The organism is Streptomyces sp. SCSIO 30461, assembly GCF_037023745.1.
Taxonomy (GTDB): Bacteria; Actinomycetota; Actinomycetes; order Streptomycetales; family Streptomycetaceae; genus Streptomyces.
This window is the reverse complement of sequence record NZ_CP146101.1, coordinates 501500-517411: the sequence shown is the minus strand read 5'-3', so window position 1 is coordinate 517411 and position 15912 is coordinate 501500. Positions and strand designations below refer to the sequence as shown.

10 protein-coding genes, 1 tRNA gene and 1 riboswitch are annotated in these 15912 nt (G+C 71.8%); of the genes, 4 read left to right on the top strand and 7 right to left on the bottom strand.

Annotation, left to right across the window (positions count from 1 at the left end; genetic code table 11):
• Positions 1 to 104 precede the first annotated feature (104 nt).
• Positions 105 to 3386 (bottom strand): BTAD domain-containing putative transcriptional regulator, encoded by a 3282-nt coding sequence (locus tag V1460_RS02445; RefSeq protein ID WP_338671831.1) that lies wholly within the window; start codon positions 3384 to 3386, stop codon positions 105 to 107.
• A gap of 146 nt (positions 3387 to 3532) precedes the next feature.
• Positions 3533 to 5734, bottom strand: coding sequence for an asparagine synthase-related protein (locus V1460_RS02440; RefSeq protein WP_338671830.1), 2202 nt, complete (start codon positions 5732 to 5734; stop codon positions 3533 to 3535).
• Between the two features lie 784 nt (positions 5735 to 6518).
• Here V1460_RS02440 and V1460_RS02435 point away from each other — a divergent pair.
• The 4 genes from V1460_RS02435 to V1460_RS02420 all read left to right on the top strand — a co-directional run bounded on the left by V1460_RS02435 (position 6519) and on the right by V1460_RS02420 (position 11869).
• Complete coding sequence (locus V1460_RS02435; protein WP_338671829.1) at positions 6519 to 8042, top strand: MFS transporter; 1524 nt, start codon at positions 6519 to 6521, stop codon at positions 8040 to 8042.
• Between the two features lie 99 nt (positions 8043 to 8141).
• Complete coding sequence (gene lhgO / locus V1460_RS02430) at positions 8142 to 9359, top strand: L-2-hydroxyglutarate oxidase (RefSeq protein WP_338671828.1); 1218 nt, start codon at positions 8142 to 8144, stop codon at positions 9357 to 9359.
• A 240-nt stretch (positions 9360 to 9599) separates the two neighbouring features.
• Positions 9600 to 10370, top strand: a complete 771-nt coding sequence (gene trmB / locus V1460_RS02425; RefSeq protein ID WP_338671827.1) for a tRNA (guanosine(46)-N7)-methyltransferase TrmB — start codon at positions 9600 to 9602, stop codon at positions 10368 to 10370.
• A 167-nt stretch (positions 10371 to 10537) separates the two neighbouring features.
• Positions 10538 to 11869, top strand: coding sequence for a PrsW family intramembrane metalloprotease (locus V1460_RS02420; RefSeq protein WP_338671825.1), 1332 nt, complete (start codon positions 10538 to 10540; stop codon positions 11867 to 11869).
• A gap of 97 nt (positions 11870 to 11966) precedes the next feature.
• Here V1460_RS02420 and V1460_RS02415 read toward each other — a convergent pair whose 3' ends face one another.
• From V1460_RS02415 to V1460_RS02395, 5 genes are all read right to left on the bottom strand, one after another.
• Positions 11967 to 13061 (bottom strand): M23 family metallopeptidase, encoded by a 1095-nt coding sequence (locus tag V1460_RS02415; protein WP_407077383.1) that lies wholly within the window; start codon positions 13059 to 13061, stop codon positions 11967 to 11969.
• Positions 13062 to 13072: 11 nt separating this feature from the next.
• Positions 13073 to 13208, bottom strand: a riboswitch (cyclic di-AMP (ydaO/yuaA leader).
• Positions 13209 to 13491: 283 nt separating this feature from the next.
• Positions 13492 to 14637 (bottom strand): PP2C family protein-serine/threonine phosphatase, encoded by a 1146-nt coding sequence (locus tag V1460_RS02410; RefSeq protein ID WP_338671823.1) that lies wholly within the window; start codon positions 14635 to 14637, stop codon positions 13492 to 13494.
• 208 nt (positions 14638 to 14845) lie between these two features.
• Positions 14846 to 14919, bottom strand: a tRNA-Met gene (locus V1460_RS02405).
• A gap of 159 nt (positions 14920 to 15078) precedes the next feature.
• A complete protein-coding gene (locus V1460_RS02400) occupies positions 15079 to 15279 on the bottom strand; it encodes a DUF5988 family protein (protein WP_338671822.1) in 201 nt (66 codons plus the stop codon).
• Positions 15280 to 15327: 48 nt separating this feature from the next.
• A complete protein-coding gene (locus tag V1460_RS02395) occupies positions 15328 to 15822 on the bottom strand; it encodes an FBP domain-containing protein (protein ID WP_338671821.1) in 495 nt (164 codons plus the stop codon).
• Between the last annotated feature and the right edge of the window lie 90 nt (positions 15823 to 15912).

Here is a 15912-nt window from a genome sequence, read left to right as displayed (position 1 = left end):
CCTACCCGGCTGACCTGCGATGCCTCACGCTCCGCAACGTTGGTCCTGACGAAACTTGACAGAGCCGCTTTCTGTGGGCCACTGCCCTCAAGCAGGAGCTCGGGTCAGGAGGGAACAGCGGCGTCCAGCGCCTCGATGGCCTCGGTGAGGCTGAGCTCGGCACCGGCGGTCTGCTCGGCAGCGAACTCCTCGTCACCGAGGCCCGCCCGTACCCGGGACTCGACCTCATCCGCCATCCGCAACTCGGCAACCGTCCTCGGGCACTCGCCCCGCCAGGCGCCTGCCGCCGCGACGAGCCGCACCGCGAGCCGGTCCTCCCCGAGCAGCGGCAGCACCGTCGCGGCGCTCTCCGCGATATGGGCCACGACGAGCTCCGAGCACTGGGCGTCCCTGCCCTTGCGCAGCGAGGCGGCGACCAACCGCGCGGCAATGGCCACGGCGTCCGCCCGGCCCTCCCGGACGATGACGCGCGACTCAAGCGCGTCGAGTACGGCCGCGAACTGCGAGGGCGGTGTGCCCCTTCCGCACGCGCCCTGGGCCGCGTCCACGTACTCCCGGGCACGCTCGATCGCACCGCGGTCCAGGGCGATGGCCGCGCGCAGGAAGTCGATGAAGCCCAGGGCGTCCTGGACGTTGTGGAGCACGGCCTCGTCCGCGGCCGCCGCCAGTCCCTTCTCCGCCGCGTCCGTGTCACCCTGCCGCATGTCGAGGTCAGCGAGCCTCGCGACCATGAACGGCGCCTTGGCGTGGGCGCCGACCTCACGCGCCAGCTGGAGCGCCTCGGTGAAGGCGGCCCGCGCGTCATCGAACCTGCCGCGCACCAAGCTCGCCTCCGCCACGGCACTCGCCACATGGGCTCGGATCCAGCGGTCCCCGACCCTTCGGCTGATCGCCTGCAGTTCGGCGAGGTCGGCGTCGACGGATGTGAAGCCTCCGCGCTGATCGATGGCCAGATGGGTACGGAACATCAGGACGACGGCGGTCTCCCACTCCCCACCGTGACGCCGACAGTTGAGGACGGCCGCGTCGAGCGCGGGCAGGGTCCCACCGGGGCCGGCGGTGAGGTAATCCAGGAACGGCCACATCAGACCGGGGAGGCGAGCGGCCGCGGGTCCGCCGTCGGCGAAAGCGGATCGTAGCCGACGCAGGATGCGCTGGGTTTCCGCGTCATCGCCGAGATCACTCTGCGAGCGCTCTTCGATGCCCAGGTAGAGCTGCTGCATGCGCAGTTCCATACGGGGCCAGTAGCGGGGGTCGTCGGGATCGTCGGGATCGCCGTCCGGGCCGGGCGCGAGGGCGACCACCCGGTCGACCCAGGCAAGCCCTTCGGAGCGGTAGTTGCGCAGCCACCAGAACCAGCCCATCGCCAGGGCGAGCCGGATCGCGTACGACTCGGCTCCGGAACCGGTGGCACGGTGCAGTGCGGCACGGATGTTGTCGAGGTCCGCCTCCAGTCGGCGGATCCACGGCAGCTGCTGTGCCGACCGCAGTTCCGGCTCGGCCCGCTCGGCGAGCGCCGTGAAGTGGACGGTATGGGCGCGCTCGGCGGCTGCGCGCAGCTCAGGTGTCTCGGCGGCGCGTTCGGCGGCGTACTCATGGATGGTCTCCAGCAGCCGAAAGCGCATCTCGCCGCTGCCGTCGGGAGTCACCGTGACCAGAGACTTGTCCACGAGTGCGCCGAGCAGCGCAGGGGCGTCCGGGGTTTCCGTGACCGCCTCGGCAGCGGCCAGGTCCCAACCGCCCGCGAACACGGAGACCTGCCGAAGCACCGCTCGCTCGCTCTCGTCCATCAACTCCCAGGACCAGTCGACCACGGCACGCAGGGTCTGCTGGCGGGGCATCACGGTCCGGCTGCCACTGGTCAGCAGCCGGAAGCGGTCGTCGAGGCGATCGGCGATCTGCCGTGGGGTGAGCAGCCGCAGCCGGGCGGCGGCCAGTTCGACAGCCAGCGGCAATCCGTCGAGACGGCGGCAGATCTCGCTCGCCGCCGCGGGGTCGTCCACCAACCGGAAGCGGGGGTTGGCGGCGGTGCCGCGGTCGGCGAGCAGACGCAGCGCCGATTCGTGGGACAGCGACTCCACAGGGCGTACGGCCTCGCCCGGAACGCCCAGCGGCTCTCGACTGGTGGCCAGGATACGCAGCCCTGGGCAGTGGGTGAGCAGGGTCTCGGCGAGCGCCGCGGCGGCGTCGATCACATGCTCGCAGTTGTCCAGGATGAGCAGCAGGCCGCGGTGTGCGAGGTGTTCGACCAACTGCGCGGTGGGGTCATCCTGGGGCGCCTGCCCCTCCCAGGTGATCAGGTGGGTCTCGCGCAGGCCCAAGGCGGAGAGCACGGCTCCGGGGACGGCGTCGGGGTGGTCGAGCGGGGCCAGTTCGGCGAGCCAGGCCGGGGGCTTCACGACCTCCGCCGCAGAGACGCTCATGGCTTCTGACGGGGCGGCGGCTTCCTCCGCGAGCCGGGTCTTGCCCGCACCGCCCGGACCGACGAGGGTGACGAGTCGCGAGCGGGTCAGTTCGGCACGGATCGCTTCGAGTTCGGCCTCACGGCCGACGAAGGAGGTGAGCCGGGGACGGAGGTTCCCTCCGGACTCGGGCCCCGGGGTCCCGGAGCGGCGGCCGGAGGGTGCCGGTGCTGTCGGCATCGCGGTCATCGGGGCGGTGCCTTCGAGCAGCTGTTCGTAGAGCTGGAGCAGCTCCGGTCCCGGGTCCGTGCCGAGGTCGTCGGACAGGGTGCGGCGGGCGTCCTCGTACGCGGTCAGGGCGTCGGCATGCCGTCCTTCGGCGCGCAGGGCGCGAAGGAGCTGGACACGGAACGGCTCATCGTACGGATGTGCCGACACCAGCTCCTCCAGCTCGGGTGACAGGCCTCGGGTGTCCCCACACCGCAACTCGGCCTCGACGCGTTGTCGTACGGCGGCGAGCCGCTGGGCCTCGGGGCGTACGCCCGCCCCCTTCCCCGGCAGGTCCGCCAGTGCGGGGCCCCGCCAGAGGGCGAGTGCCTCGCCGAGCGTGGCCGCCGCGGCTCCGGGCTCTCCCGCGTCGAGCTGCGCGGTGCCGGCGCGGACGAGGCGCTCGAAGACGTACAGGTCGATATCGCCTGGTTCCGCCGCCAGGCGGTAGCCGCCCGGGGTGGACTGCACTGCCTCCTTGCCGATGGCCCGTCTCAGCCGCCCGACGAGCGCTTGCAGCGCGGCTGGGGCGTCGTGAGGCGGCTCGCCGCGTCCGTCACCGTCCCATACGTCCCCGACGAGGTCCCCCACGGAAGCGGCCCGCCCACCCCGCAGGGCGAGCGCAGCGAGCAGCGCGCGAAGCTTCGGGCCGCCGAGGGTGAGAGTGCGACCGTCGGGACCGCGGGCTTCGGTGACGCCGAGAATGAGATACCGCACGCGGCCATTGTCCTGGAGGGTGCGCGGGGAGACCTCTTCCTTTTCGCTCGGCGGCCGCGTCGCCCGGTCACCCCCACGTCGCGCATCACGGGGTGCATGCCGCGGGGTGTACGCCGGCCGGGCACAGGCCTCACCGGGCACGGGCCTCACCGGGTGCGGGCACCACGGGTGACCTGCCCGCCCCGTGTACCGGAGGCGCCCAGGGCGTGGCCGCCCCGGGAGACGCCGCCGCCCACGGCCCGCCGGCGCGGGCCCTCCGTGTCCGTCCAGCAGGTGCCGCGCCGCGCCAGCAGACGGCGCAGCCACAGCTCGGTGGAGACCAGGTCGGCGAGACCGTCCAGGGGCACCGGCTCGCCTTCCGACGCCGCGCGCAGTGCCTTGCGGACCACCCGCGCCTCGACCAGGCCCGCGTCGGCGAGCAGCGGTGTGTCGAAAAGGGCCAGCAGTTCGGGCAGCGCGAGCCGCAGGCCGCTGCGGGTGGCGGTGTTCGCCGCCTCCGGGGAAGGAGCGCCCCAGCCGGGAGGAAGGTCGTGGACGCCCGCGCCGGCGAGGACGGACCGGAGCACCGCGGCCCGAGCTCCGGGCTGGACCCTCATCGCCTCGGGGAGGTCGCGGGCGGCCCGTACGACCTGGTTGTCCAGGAACGGGGCGTGCAGCCGCTGGCTGCGCACCTCCGCTGCCTGCTCCAGCACACGGTGGTCGATCGCGTGTCGGGCCAACGCGGCACGTGCCCGTGCCTCGCCGGGCCGCTGCACCGCCGTCGCGCGGGTCGCCGCCGTCTGGAGGCGAACCGATACTTCGGCGAGTGCCTCCCCGGTGAGCCAGCGCGCCGCCGGTCCCGGCCGGGACCAGGAGAGAGCGGCCAGAGAGGCTCCGAGCGGACCGTTCACCGAGGGTGCAGCGGCCCGGTTCGCCTGCGACAGGTGCGCCGCCGCAGACTCGAGACCGGCGCGGTAGGACGTACGGGCCAGCCGTCTGGCCGCCCGGTACACGGTGAGCGGAACGAGCAGCGCTCCGCCCGGTGTGCCCTGGGCCCGGGCCAGTGCCGATACGGGCTTGAGCAGGGGTCTGCGTCGGCGGTCCATCAGGAGGTCGGCGAGCCGGGCCGGATGGGCGTCCAGGACCTGGCGTGCGCCGAAGCCGGTGAACTGGTCGGCGCTGCCCGCCGCGAGTCGGCGTCGGTGCCGTTCCGCCAGTACGAGTGACGGTCCCGGTTCGTCGGTGAGCGGACCGGACTCCAGGTCGGCGTAGGGCAGCGCCTCCTCACCCGCGGCGACGACCACATGGTGCAGCCGGGGGTTCTCGGCGAGCAGCCGGGCCCGTTCGAGCTCGGCCTCCTGACCCGCCCCGGCGGCCAGGTCGTTGAACGTGACGGCGAGCAGCCGCTCGCCCGCGCCGGTGCCGTGGCCCAGTACCGTGCCCGGCGCTCCGGGCAGTCCCGCCGCGAGCAGCGCGAGGGTCGCGGATGCGCTGCCGCCCGACAGGTCCGCTCCGATCCCGGGTGCGGGTGCCCCGCGAGCCGCCCGCCGTTCTGCGGGGCCCATGCCGGGCACCGGCCCGGGGTCGGGCGGCAGGGTCATCGGCGCGTGCCGGGGAGCGGTGAGCCGGGCGCGCACGGCCTGCACAAGCGCGTCCCGCATCGCGTCCATGGCACGGCCGGCCTCCAGTTGGGGTGCGGCGATGGCGAGCGAGGCGACCCGTTCGTATCCGGTGATCTCGCGTGAACCCTCCCGAAGGATCAGCGCGTGTCCCGGCGGGACCCGTTTCACACCGACGTACGGCGTGGAGTCGCGAAGTGCCTCGGGAGTCTCGGGACAGGCGAGCAGCGCGGCGAGGTATCCGATGTCGAGCTGGGCCTCGATCAGGTCGGCGAGGGGCAGCCCCGCGGTGGCGTATGCGGTGCCGCCGGCCCAGGGGGTGTGGAACACGGGCCGCGCACCGGCCAGATCACTCGCAAGGGTGATGCGCCGACCGACCTGTGCCACCGCGGTGTAACTGCCGGGCCAGGAGGTGAGGTGTCTCAGCGCCCCGCCACGTGCCGCGAGCAGCCCCACCCGGAGCTCCTCGTCGCTGGCGCCGCAACAGCCGAACACGGCGAGGCGGTTGCCGTCGGCGGTGATCACACGCACCTCGTCGGGCCGCCAGTCGCCGACGGCCCAGAGGGGATCGGGGTCGCCCCACAGCAGCTGTGCGCCCACGGGGTGGACGGTGCGTTGCCCGTCGCCGTGGTGTCCGCCCGGGCCTGTTCCGCGGGCCGCACCGACTGCGTCGGCCGTACCGGGTGCGCCTGCCGTACCCGCCGTACCGAAGCTCGCGGCGATACTGCTCCACCCCACCAGCCACCGCATCGCGCCTCCACAGCCTGTGGGCCACCATCACGATCGGCATACGCCGAAACACAGCGACGTACGTCGACAGACGACGAAAGACATCGACAGACGCCGACAGACGCCGACAGACGACAGACGACAGACGACGACGTAGACATGCTGCCACGACAGACGGCGCGCAGGAGGTGCTGCGGGTCGCATACGCAGAAAGTGAACGCGCCCCCGGCATAGGCATCGTGGATGACACGCCGGAGGCAGGGCCGCAGGCGCTGCGGAGCGGCTGAGTAGGGGCGGCATTCGGCCAATCTCCGAAGATCCGGAAACCGAACGCCAGTACGGGGGTATGGGACCGGTACGCACGGTCCGGGAGACGTCCTCCGCCTCCCGGACCGGTCCGCCGCCTGCGGGGAATTGAGGCGACGGTGTCCCCCAGCCCACTGGATCCCTGTGCCAGTGGGCCGACCCACGCAGGACTCATCGAAGCGCCGCGGCCACTCCCGGACGAGAGCGCACGGACGGGCGCACGGCCACACGGCGGGAGCACGGTGCGGCGGACCGGCATGGCCGCGCCCGGCTCCGGAACTGAACCGCGCCTGAACCCGAACCCACAATAATCTCGCCATACGGAACACCACCCCTTAACGGTCAGGATTCGGCGAACTACGCTGTGTGGCACCGCTGTTCTCCGCAGGGGTGCATATTCCAGCGGTGGATGCCGCACCTCCCGGGGAGCACGCGGTACGAATGCCGTGCGCGCCCGGCCGGGCGCCCCGGCGGCCGTCTGTGTGTCGAGGGGTGGCGCATGTCCAGAGAGCAACGCGGGCCGAACGACAAACTCGGCACCGTTCTCGCCCTCGCGGGAATCAGCAACGCCGGCCTCGCCCGGCGCGTCAACGACCTCGGAGCCCAGCGCGGTCTGACCCTGCGCTACGACAAGACGTCGGTGGCCAGGTGGGTCTCCAAGGGCATGGTTCCCCAGGGCGCCGCGCCCCATCTCATCGCGGCGGCCATCGGGCAGAAACTCGGTCGGCCGGTTCCCCTGCACGAGATCGGCCTCGCCGACGCCGACCCGGCGCCCGAGGTCGGGCTCGCCTTCCCGCGTGACATCGGCGAGGCGGTGAAGGCGGCCACCGAGCTCTACCGGCTCGACCTGGCCGGACGGCGAGCCGGGGGCGGCGGGATCTGGCAGTCGCTGGCCGGCTCGTTCGCGGTGAGCGCGTACGCCACGCCCGCCTCCCGCTGGCTGATCACCCCGGCCGACCCGTCGGTGGAGCGGGAGGTGGGAGGCAGCCGGGCCGGGGAGCGGAGCGAGGAGCGCCTCGCGGACGGCGGGCCGGAAGGCATGCCCCCGGGGGCCTCTGGCGCGGCCGACGACAACCACGACGCCCGCGACGGCCAGGACGGGCACGTACGGGTGGGCCACGCCGATGTCGCCAAGCTGCGCGAGGCCGCGGAGGACGCACGCCGCTGGGACTCCAAGTACGGCGGGGGGGATTGGCGTTCCTCCATGGTGCCCGAGTGTCTGCGGGTCGACGCCGCGCCGCTGCTGCTGGGCTCGTACTCGGACGAGGTGGGCCGCGCCCTGTTCGGCGCGACCGCCGAGCTGACCCGGCTGGCCGGCTGGATGGCTTTCGACACGGGCCAGCAGGAGGCGGCACAGCGCTACTACATCCAGGCGCTGCGCCTGGCCAGAGCCGCAGCCGACGTCCCGCTCGGCGGATACGTGCTGGCGTCGATGTCCCTCCAGGCGACCTACCGGGGCTTCGCCGACGAGGGCGTCGACCTGGCCCAGGCCGCGGCGGAGCGCAACCGCGGCCTCGCCACCGCGCGGACGATGAGCTTCTTCCGCCTGGTGGAGGCCAGGGCGCACGCCAAGGCGAGCGACTCGACGGCTGCCGGTGCCGCGCTGAGGGCCGCGGAGAGCTGGCTGGAGCGTGCCCGTCCCGGTGATGGGGACCCGTCATGGCTCGGCTTCTATTCATACGACCGCTTCGCGGCCGACGCCGCCGAGTGCTACCGGGACCTGAAGGCGCCCCGCCAGGTGCGCCGCTTCACCGAGCAGGCGCTGTCCCGGCCGACGGACGAGTTCGTACGGTCGCACGGGCTGCGGCTGGTGGTGAGCGCCGTCGCGGAACTGGAGTCGGGCAATCTGGACGCGGCATGCGCGGCCGGCACGCGGGCGGTGGAGGTCGCGGGCCGCATCTCGTCGGCGCGGACGACCGAGTACGTGAGGGATCTGCTGCACCGGCTCGAGCCGTACGGAGACGAGCCGCGCGTCGCGGAGCTGAGGGAGCGGGCCCGGCCGCTGCTGGCGGCACCGGCGTGAGCACCGGGTCCGAGTGATCAACAGCACCTCGGGGAACCGCGCGACCTGGTTTGACCGCGCTGTCAGTGGGCCAGGGCATCATCTGGGTGGAGGTGTGGGATGACAGCGGCGAGTGAGCGTGGCCACGACTGCGATGTGCTGGTCGTCGGGGGTGGGATCGTCGGCCTGTCGACGGCGTATGCCCTGACGCGCTCGGCGCCCGGCACCTCGGTGGTCGTGCTGGAGAAGGAGACCGGCCCCGCCCGACACCAGACGGGGCGCAACAGTGGGGTGATCCACAGCGGAATCTACTACCGGCCCGGATCGCTGAAGGCACGTTTCGCCGTACGGGGCGCCGCGGAGATGGTGAAGTTCTGTGCTGAGCACGGGATCCCGCACGACGTCACCGGGAAGCTGATCGTCGCCGCGGACCGCGATGAGCTGCCCCGGCTGCACGCCCTGGTCCAGCGCGGCAGGGAGAACGGGATCCCGGTGCGCGAGCTGGGCCCCGCGCAGATGGCGGAGTACGAGCCACAGGTGCGCGGAGTCGCGGCGATCCATGTCGGCACGACGGGTGTGTGCGACTTCAGGGCGGTCGCGACGCGACTCGCGGAGCTGGCGGGCGACTCGGGCACGCGTATCCACTACGGAGAAGAGGTCCAGGCCGTCGACCGGCGGTCCTGGGGGGTGGCCGTGCGCACCTCGACCGGACGGATCGTCCGGGCAAAGGCGCTGGTGAACACGGCGGGGCTGCACTGCGACCAGGTGGCCCGGCTGACAGGCGACGATCCCGGGATGCGGATCGTGCCCTTCCGGGGCGAGTACTACGAGCTGACCCGTCCCGAGCTGGTGCGCGGACTGGTGTACCCGGTGCCGGACCCGGCGTTCCCGTTCCTCGGGGTCCACCTCACCCGGGGAATCGACGGCGGCGTGCATGTCGGGCCGAACGCGGTACCGGCTCTCGCCCGCGAGGGATACGACTGGGCCACCGTCCACCCTCGGGAGCTCGCCGGCACACTCGGCTGGCCCGGTTCCTGGCGGATAGCGCGCCGGCATTGGCGCTACGGCGCGGGCGAGCTGCACCGCTCGCTGTCGAAGCGCGCCTTCGCGGACGCGGTCGCCCGACTGCTTCCCGCGGTCACCCAGGACGATCTGCGGCCCGTCGCCGCGGGAGTGCGGGCGCAGGCGGTGCTGAGGGACGGCACTCTGGTGGACGACTTCCTCATCCGGCAGGCCCCGCGCACGGTGCACATCCTGAATGCCCCGTCGCCGGCGGCGACCGCGTCGCTGCCGATCGGCCTCGAGGTGGCACGCCGGGCACTGGCACTGCTGCCCTGAGGCGACATATGCCACATCAAGCCCAGACCACCGCACTCCGGGCAGCCGTACAATCGGGGCATTGTGTCTGAGCTCGAGAACGTCACCATGCAGAGTGCCCCCATGCGGAGCGTCCCCGCGCCAAGCACCCCTGCGCCAAGCACCCCCCTGCAAGGCACCCCCGCGCACAGTGGCTCCGCGCCGGATGGCGCCGACGGGTCCGATCGGGAGGACCAGGAGCAGCGGGCGGAGCGGGCCGATATGGCACGAATCGCCGCGTCCGCGACCGCGCCCCGCGCCAAGGGGGAGCCGCGGTTTCCGGGCGGTCCGGCCGCCGACCCTGCCGGATCGCACCACGAGCGGCGGATCCGCAGTTTCCAGCCTCGTCGCAGCCGGGTGACCGCGGGACAGGGCGACGCTCTGATGCGGCTCTGGCCCACCTGGGGTCTGGACATCGACGGCCTCCGGACCCTCGACCTCGGCGAGTTGTTCGACGGCCTGCCGGTGGTCCTGGAGATCGGCTTCGGGATGGGCGAGGCGACCGCCCGGATGGCGGCGGCCGACCCCGCCACCGGCATCCTCGGCGTCGACGTGCACACCCCGGGGCAGGGCAACCTGCTCGGTCTCGCCGAGCGCATGGGCCTGAGCAATGTCCGGGTGGCCAACGGCGACGCGATCATCCTGCTGCGCGAAATGCTCGCTCCCGGCGCGCTCGACGGGCTGCGGGTGTACTTCCCCGACCCCTGGCCCAAGAAGCGCCACCACAAGCGGCGGCTGATCCAGCCGGACTTCCTCACCCTCGCCGCGACCCGGATGAGGCCCGGTGCGGTGCTGCACTGCGCCACCGACTGGGAGCCGTACGCAGAGCAGATGCTCGAGGTGCTCTCGGCTCATCCGGAATTCGAGAACACCCAGGACGACGGCGGCTACGCGCCCCGGCCCTCCTTCCGTCCGCTGACCCGGTTCGAAGGCCAGGGCCTTGAGAAGGGGCATGTGGTGCACGACCTTCTGTTCCGCCGCAAGGCCGGGTGACCGACCCCCGGCACCAGGCACCACGCCCGCACCATGCACACGGCAGCGGCCCCACCCGCCCGCACCAGGCGCGCGGCGCCCGGCCGGGCCCGAACGTGCGCGGTAACACATCCGGAATTGCCGGATAACGCATCGCGGCTGTCGGTGGCGGTCGTTAGGGTCGTCAGGTGTCCGACCGGATCAGGCAGCCGTATCCCACGGCGCCCCACCCCGCCATCCCGGCGTGTGACGAGCAGCTGCTCTTCGACGCCGTGCCGGAGCCTGCGCGCTGGCGCTACAAACCGCGCCGGGCACTCTGGCGCAGCGCGGCGGTGCGCGCCTGGACCGTGATCACCCTGCTCGCCCTGTGCGGTCTGGTCATCCTGGCGCTGGTGCGCGAGCAGACCGGCACCGAGGGGTTCGCAGTGGGTCTCGCTCTCGCCCTGCTGCCGGTCCCGCTGCTGATGGCGGCGTTCCGGTGGCTGGACCGCGTGGAACCGGGGCCATGGCGGAATCTGCTCTTCGCCTTCGCCTGGGGGGCCTGCGCCGCCGCGCTCATCGCGATCATCGCCAACTCCTTCGCCACCCAGTGGATAGCGACCGCGACCGCCGATCCGAGATCGGCCGACACGATCGGTGCCACGATCATCGCGCCGGTGGTGGAGGAGAGCGCGAAGGCCGCGGCCGTGCTGCTCATCTTCCTGTTGCGCAGGAAGGACTTCACCGGGATCGTGGACGGGGTCGTGGTGGCCGGGTTCACCGCGACCGGCTTCGCGTTCACCGAGAACATCCTCTATCTCGGCAACGCCTTCCTGGAGGACCAGGAGTTCGGCCGCTCGGGCTTCGCTTCCGGGACAGCGGCGACGTTCGTCGTACGCATCCTGATGTCGCCGTTCGCCCATCCCCTGTTCACCGTGCTGACCGGCATCGGCTTCGGTGCCGCCGCACTCACCGCCCGCCGCCGGAGACTGCGCCGGACCGTGCTGCCGCTGCTCGGCCTGACCCTGGCGATAGGCGTGCACGCCCTGTGGAACGGCTCGGCGGTCTTCGGCCCCTGGGGCTTCTTCGCGGTGTACGGGCTCTTCATGGTCCCGGCCTTCGCACTGCTCACATGGCTCGCGGTCTGGAGCAGGCAGCGCGAACTGCACACGGTCGCGACCCAGCTTCCCCCGTACGCGGCGGCGGGCTGGATCTCCCCCGCCGAGCCGCTCGCCCTGTCCTCGATGCGGGCGCGCACGCTGGCCCGGGACGCGGCGGCGCGTGTTCATGGGAGCGCGGCGGCCCGTGCCGTGTCCGAGTACGAGGGGTTCGCCACCTCGCTGGCGTTCCTGCGCCACCGAGCGCACCAGGGCACGGCAGGACCGGACTTCACCGCACGCGAGCAGGAGCTGCTGCATCACCTGTGGCAGCGCAAGCATGTCGCGTCACCGGCCCTAACCTACGCGGCGCGAGCGACGGGGCGCGTCCGGATTCCTCCGCCGCACCGGGACTACGAGGGCTACAACCCCTATCGCGGGTGAATGGGCGAGGAAGCGGACGAAGCGCGTGCAGCACCGCACCCGTGGCGCCTGAGCCGCCGTCGGGCCAGGCACCCCGGGTGCGGTGCTGCACGGTGCTTCAGATGCTGAGGCCCTTGTCCCGCAGCCAGGCGGCCGGGTCCACGCCGGCACCGGACGGGGTGTGCACCTCAAGGTGCAGATGCGGCCCGGTGACATTGCCGGTCGCGCCGACGCGTCCGACGGTGTCGCCCGTCCCGACCTTCTGGCCCGCGCTGACACTCATCGACGACAGGTGGGCGTACCAGATCTCGGTGCCGTCCTCGAGCTCCAGCACCACGCGGTAGCCGTACGACCCGGACCAGCCCGCCGACTTGACCGTGCCGCCGTGCACGGCCTTCGCGGGGGTGCCGGTGGGCGCCGCGAAGTCGAGGCCGGTGTGCTGGCCGGACGACCACATGGAGCCGGACTCACCGTAGGTGGAGGTGATGGTGTACGAGGACGTCGGCAGCGCGTAGCGCCCGGCCAGCTCGGCGAGTCGGGCGGCCTCCGCAGCCGCTGCGGCCTCCGCAGCCTCCTCTTCCGCCTTGCGCTTGGCCTCGGCGGCTGCGGCCTCCGCGGCGGACTGCTGCCTCGTCGCCTCGGCAGCGGCCTGTTCGGCGGCGGCGTTCTCGGCTGCCGCCCTCGCTTCGGCCTCCACCCCGGCCTGCTGCTGCTCGGCCTGCTGGAGGATACGGGCGCGCAGCGCCTCGCCCGCGGTGGTCTGCTGGGCCCCGGTCTGCTCGGCTGTACCGGCGGTGGTGGCGACGGACATCGCCGAGAGCGGTGCGTCGGCCGCCCCGCCCGCGCCCTGCTCGTCGGAGTCGTCGGAGTCGTCGGAGGACTCCGACATCAGGGAGGCCACGCCCGGCAGCGACTGGGCGTCCGGAAGGTTGTCCTTGATGCTGTCGGGCAGGGATATGGAGACGGCCGGCTTGTCCTGCGCGGTGGCTATGCCGCCCGCGCCGACAGCGGCGATCACGCCCACACCGAGCACGGTGGAGCTCCGGGCGAGACCGCCGCCTCGCTGTTTGACGACACGGTGCCTGCCGCGGACCGGGCGGAGGGACTCCTCCGTCGGATTCCACTCCTCCGTCCCGTCGGAAGGAATCCACTCGGCGGCCGGGGCCCACTCGGTGGTGGGAATCCCCTGGAGGGCAGGCTCGTTGGACGCCACGGAGGCGTGCTCCTTTCCTTCCTTCTCGCCTACCGGGTTAGCTGACGGGTTCGGAGCAGGAAGGTCTCCTACAGGCACCCTGAAGTACCCGATTCACCCCAAATGGTGGTTCCCCGGTTCCCTTGCGGGATTCGGCGCATGCGCACGGTGCCGCCTCTTGCGACGACTGGGACGACCGTGCTGCGTTATCGAACGTTAATAGACGCCGACGCTCCATTCCAAGCCGTCCCCCTTGATCATTAACTATTTTCGGCCTGGACTTAACGCCCATCAGGTGAGCAAATAGGGCAAGTTGACCGCCCCTCACGACACATTGTTCACCGTTGAATATCTGATGATTCATCAAGCTCAGACGTTGGGAGCCGACTGACCAGGGCGGACCGGCCGGACCAACCGGAGCGACAAGGCGCCTCTGGGCCACCCACAGGCCTCAGGACGCAACCGGCACCGACCTGTTCCCTACCGGCTGATGCACACCCGGCCTGGCGACCGCCAGCAATGCCATGTCGTCCGCCAGGCCGCCACCCGTGTGCCGCCGCACATCGGCCACCACCGCGTCCAGCAGCTCGTCGGGCCCCGGGAAGACCAGACCCCCGAGCCGCGCCCGCGGATCATAGAAGGTGCCGTGCCGGTCGCGGGCCTCGGACAGCCCGTCCGTGTACAGGAGCAGCGTCGCTCCGGCCGGAAACGGCGCCTCGTCCACGTGGTCCGGCCAGTGGGCGAGATCCCCCATTCCGAGCGGCAGCGCGTTCTGGCTCGGCTCCAGCATGTAGAGCGCGCCGTCCGCGTACATGACGATCGGAGGCGGATGGCCCCGGTTGACCACCCGGACGCGACTCCCGTCGCGCGGGATCTCGGCCAGCACCGCCGTGGTGAACCCCTCCACCCGGTCGAGTCCGTGCGGGCGGCTGTCCCCCCGTGCCAGCGCCCGCTCCAGGCGCTGGGCGATCCCTTCCAAGGAGGGCTCCTCATCGGCCACCTCGCGGAACGCTCCGAGCAGCACCGCCACCGCCTCGACCGCGTCCAGCCCCTTTCCCCTGACGTCGCCGACGATCAGACGGACACCGAACGCGGTGTTCTGGACGGCGTACAGGTCACCGCCGATGAACGCGTCCGCCTGCGCCGCCTCGTACCGTGCGGCCACATTCAGCCCACCGATACGCTCGGCCGGTTCGGGCAGCACGGCGCGCTGGGCCGCCTCCGCGATGACACGGGCGGAGGCGAGCCGCTCACCACTGCGGCGGAGTACCCGGTTGATGTAGAGGGCGACGATCGACACCGTGAGCACGGTGAAAACCTCAGTCGCCGGCGGCACCTGGCCCAAGGTGCCGTTGTAGACGTTCAGCCCCAGCACGGTCAGCACACCGGCAGCCGTCGTCACCAGGGTGCCGCGCCATGTGTAGAACGGGGCGGCGAGCAGCGGGGCGGCGGCGAAGAACGGTGATGCGCGGTACGTCTCCGGGGTGAACAGGTCGAAGACCAAACCGGCGATGATCGTCAGCCAGGGCAGCAGCAGCACGAGGACACGGCCGCCGCTTCTCGGCCGGGGTCCCTCGCCGCCGTCGTACTGTGCCAAGACTGCTCTCCCGCCGATCCGCCCACGGCCGCGGACGGATCCGCGCACCACCAAGGCTGGCCTCAGCCGCGCCGCGGGGCGAGTCACCGTCGGCCAACCGGGCTAAGCGGCCGACCCTCACCAGCGGCCAAGCCGCCACAAGGCCCGACAACACACAGACAGAGGGCCCGGATCCAGCATGCTGCTGGATCCGGGCCCTCTGCTTCAGTAGCGGGGACAGGATTTGAACCTGCGACCTCTGGGTTATGAGCCCAGCGAGCTACCGAGCTGCTCCACCCCGCGTCGGTGAACACAACCTTACGCCATGCGGAGCAAGATCCACACCACTTTTCCGTGCGACCCGCGAGAAGGCCCCTCTCGTACCCCGTACGGCGCAGATCGCCTCCCGTACCAGCGCGGCGGGCTGTCCCACCGACCCGGCGGATCCGCACCCTCCGGCGACTACTCGGCGACTTCTGTCCGCTCCCACCACTCGTACACGGTCAGCCGCCCCTCGGCGCTGTCCTCGTGTCGCGTGGTGGCCTTGAAGTGCTCATAGCCGCCACGGTGCGGAATCTTCAGTTCGCGTCCTGGCGGCGTGATCGGCACGACCTTCCCCTGCAGGTCGTCCGGTCCGCCTTCCAGGCGTGCCTTGGTAGCCATACCTCCAGTCTTGCCACCACGACGGCGGGCCGCACGTCCGGGCGAAACTCACCCGCCGAGCGCGTCCAGGAAGCCGAAGAGATTGCTCCGAGTACGCTCGACCTGCTGCTCCACCGTGAGGGACTCCTTCATCCGGCCACCGGGCGCCGGGGCCTTGATCCCCCGCGAGTAGAGGGAACAGGCGAGGTCGGTGCACATGTACACCCCGACCGAGTTCCCTTCCCGGCCTTCGGGACCGGCCTTGCGGGCCGTCATCAGGGAGACGCCGTCCCCGGGGTGGGTGGTCAGGCAGAGAGAGCACATGCTGCGGTGCAGATAGCCGCGCTGCCGCGACGGGAAGCGCAGGGACACCCCGATGATCCGGCCGTCCCGCTCTGTGACGAGACAGCAGCGGTCGGGTGCCGCGGGATCTCGCCAGCCAAGGAAGTCCAGGTCGTCCCAGGGACGCTCGTAGAGGTCACGCGGCACGGCCAGACGTCTGGCCTCACCCTTCGAACAATTGACGAACGACGCCCTGATCTCCTGCTCGGTGAGTGCCTTCATGCCCACGACGCTAGGTTTTCCTAGAGGTATTAGGCAAACGATTAAGCTCTCTAGGTACCTGTGCTCGCGCCGTGGCGCGTACCGGAAGGA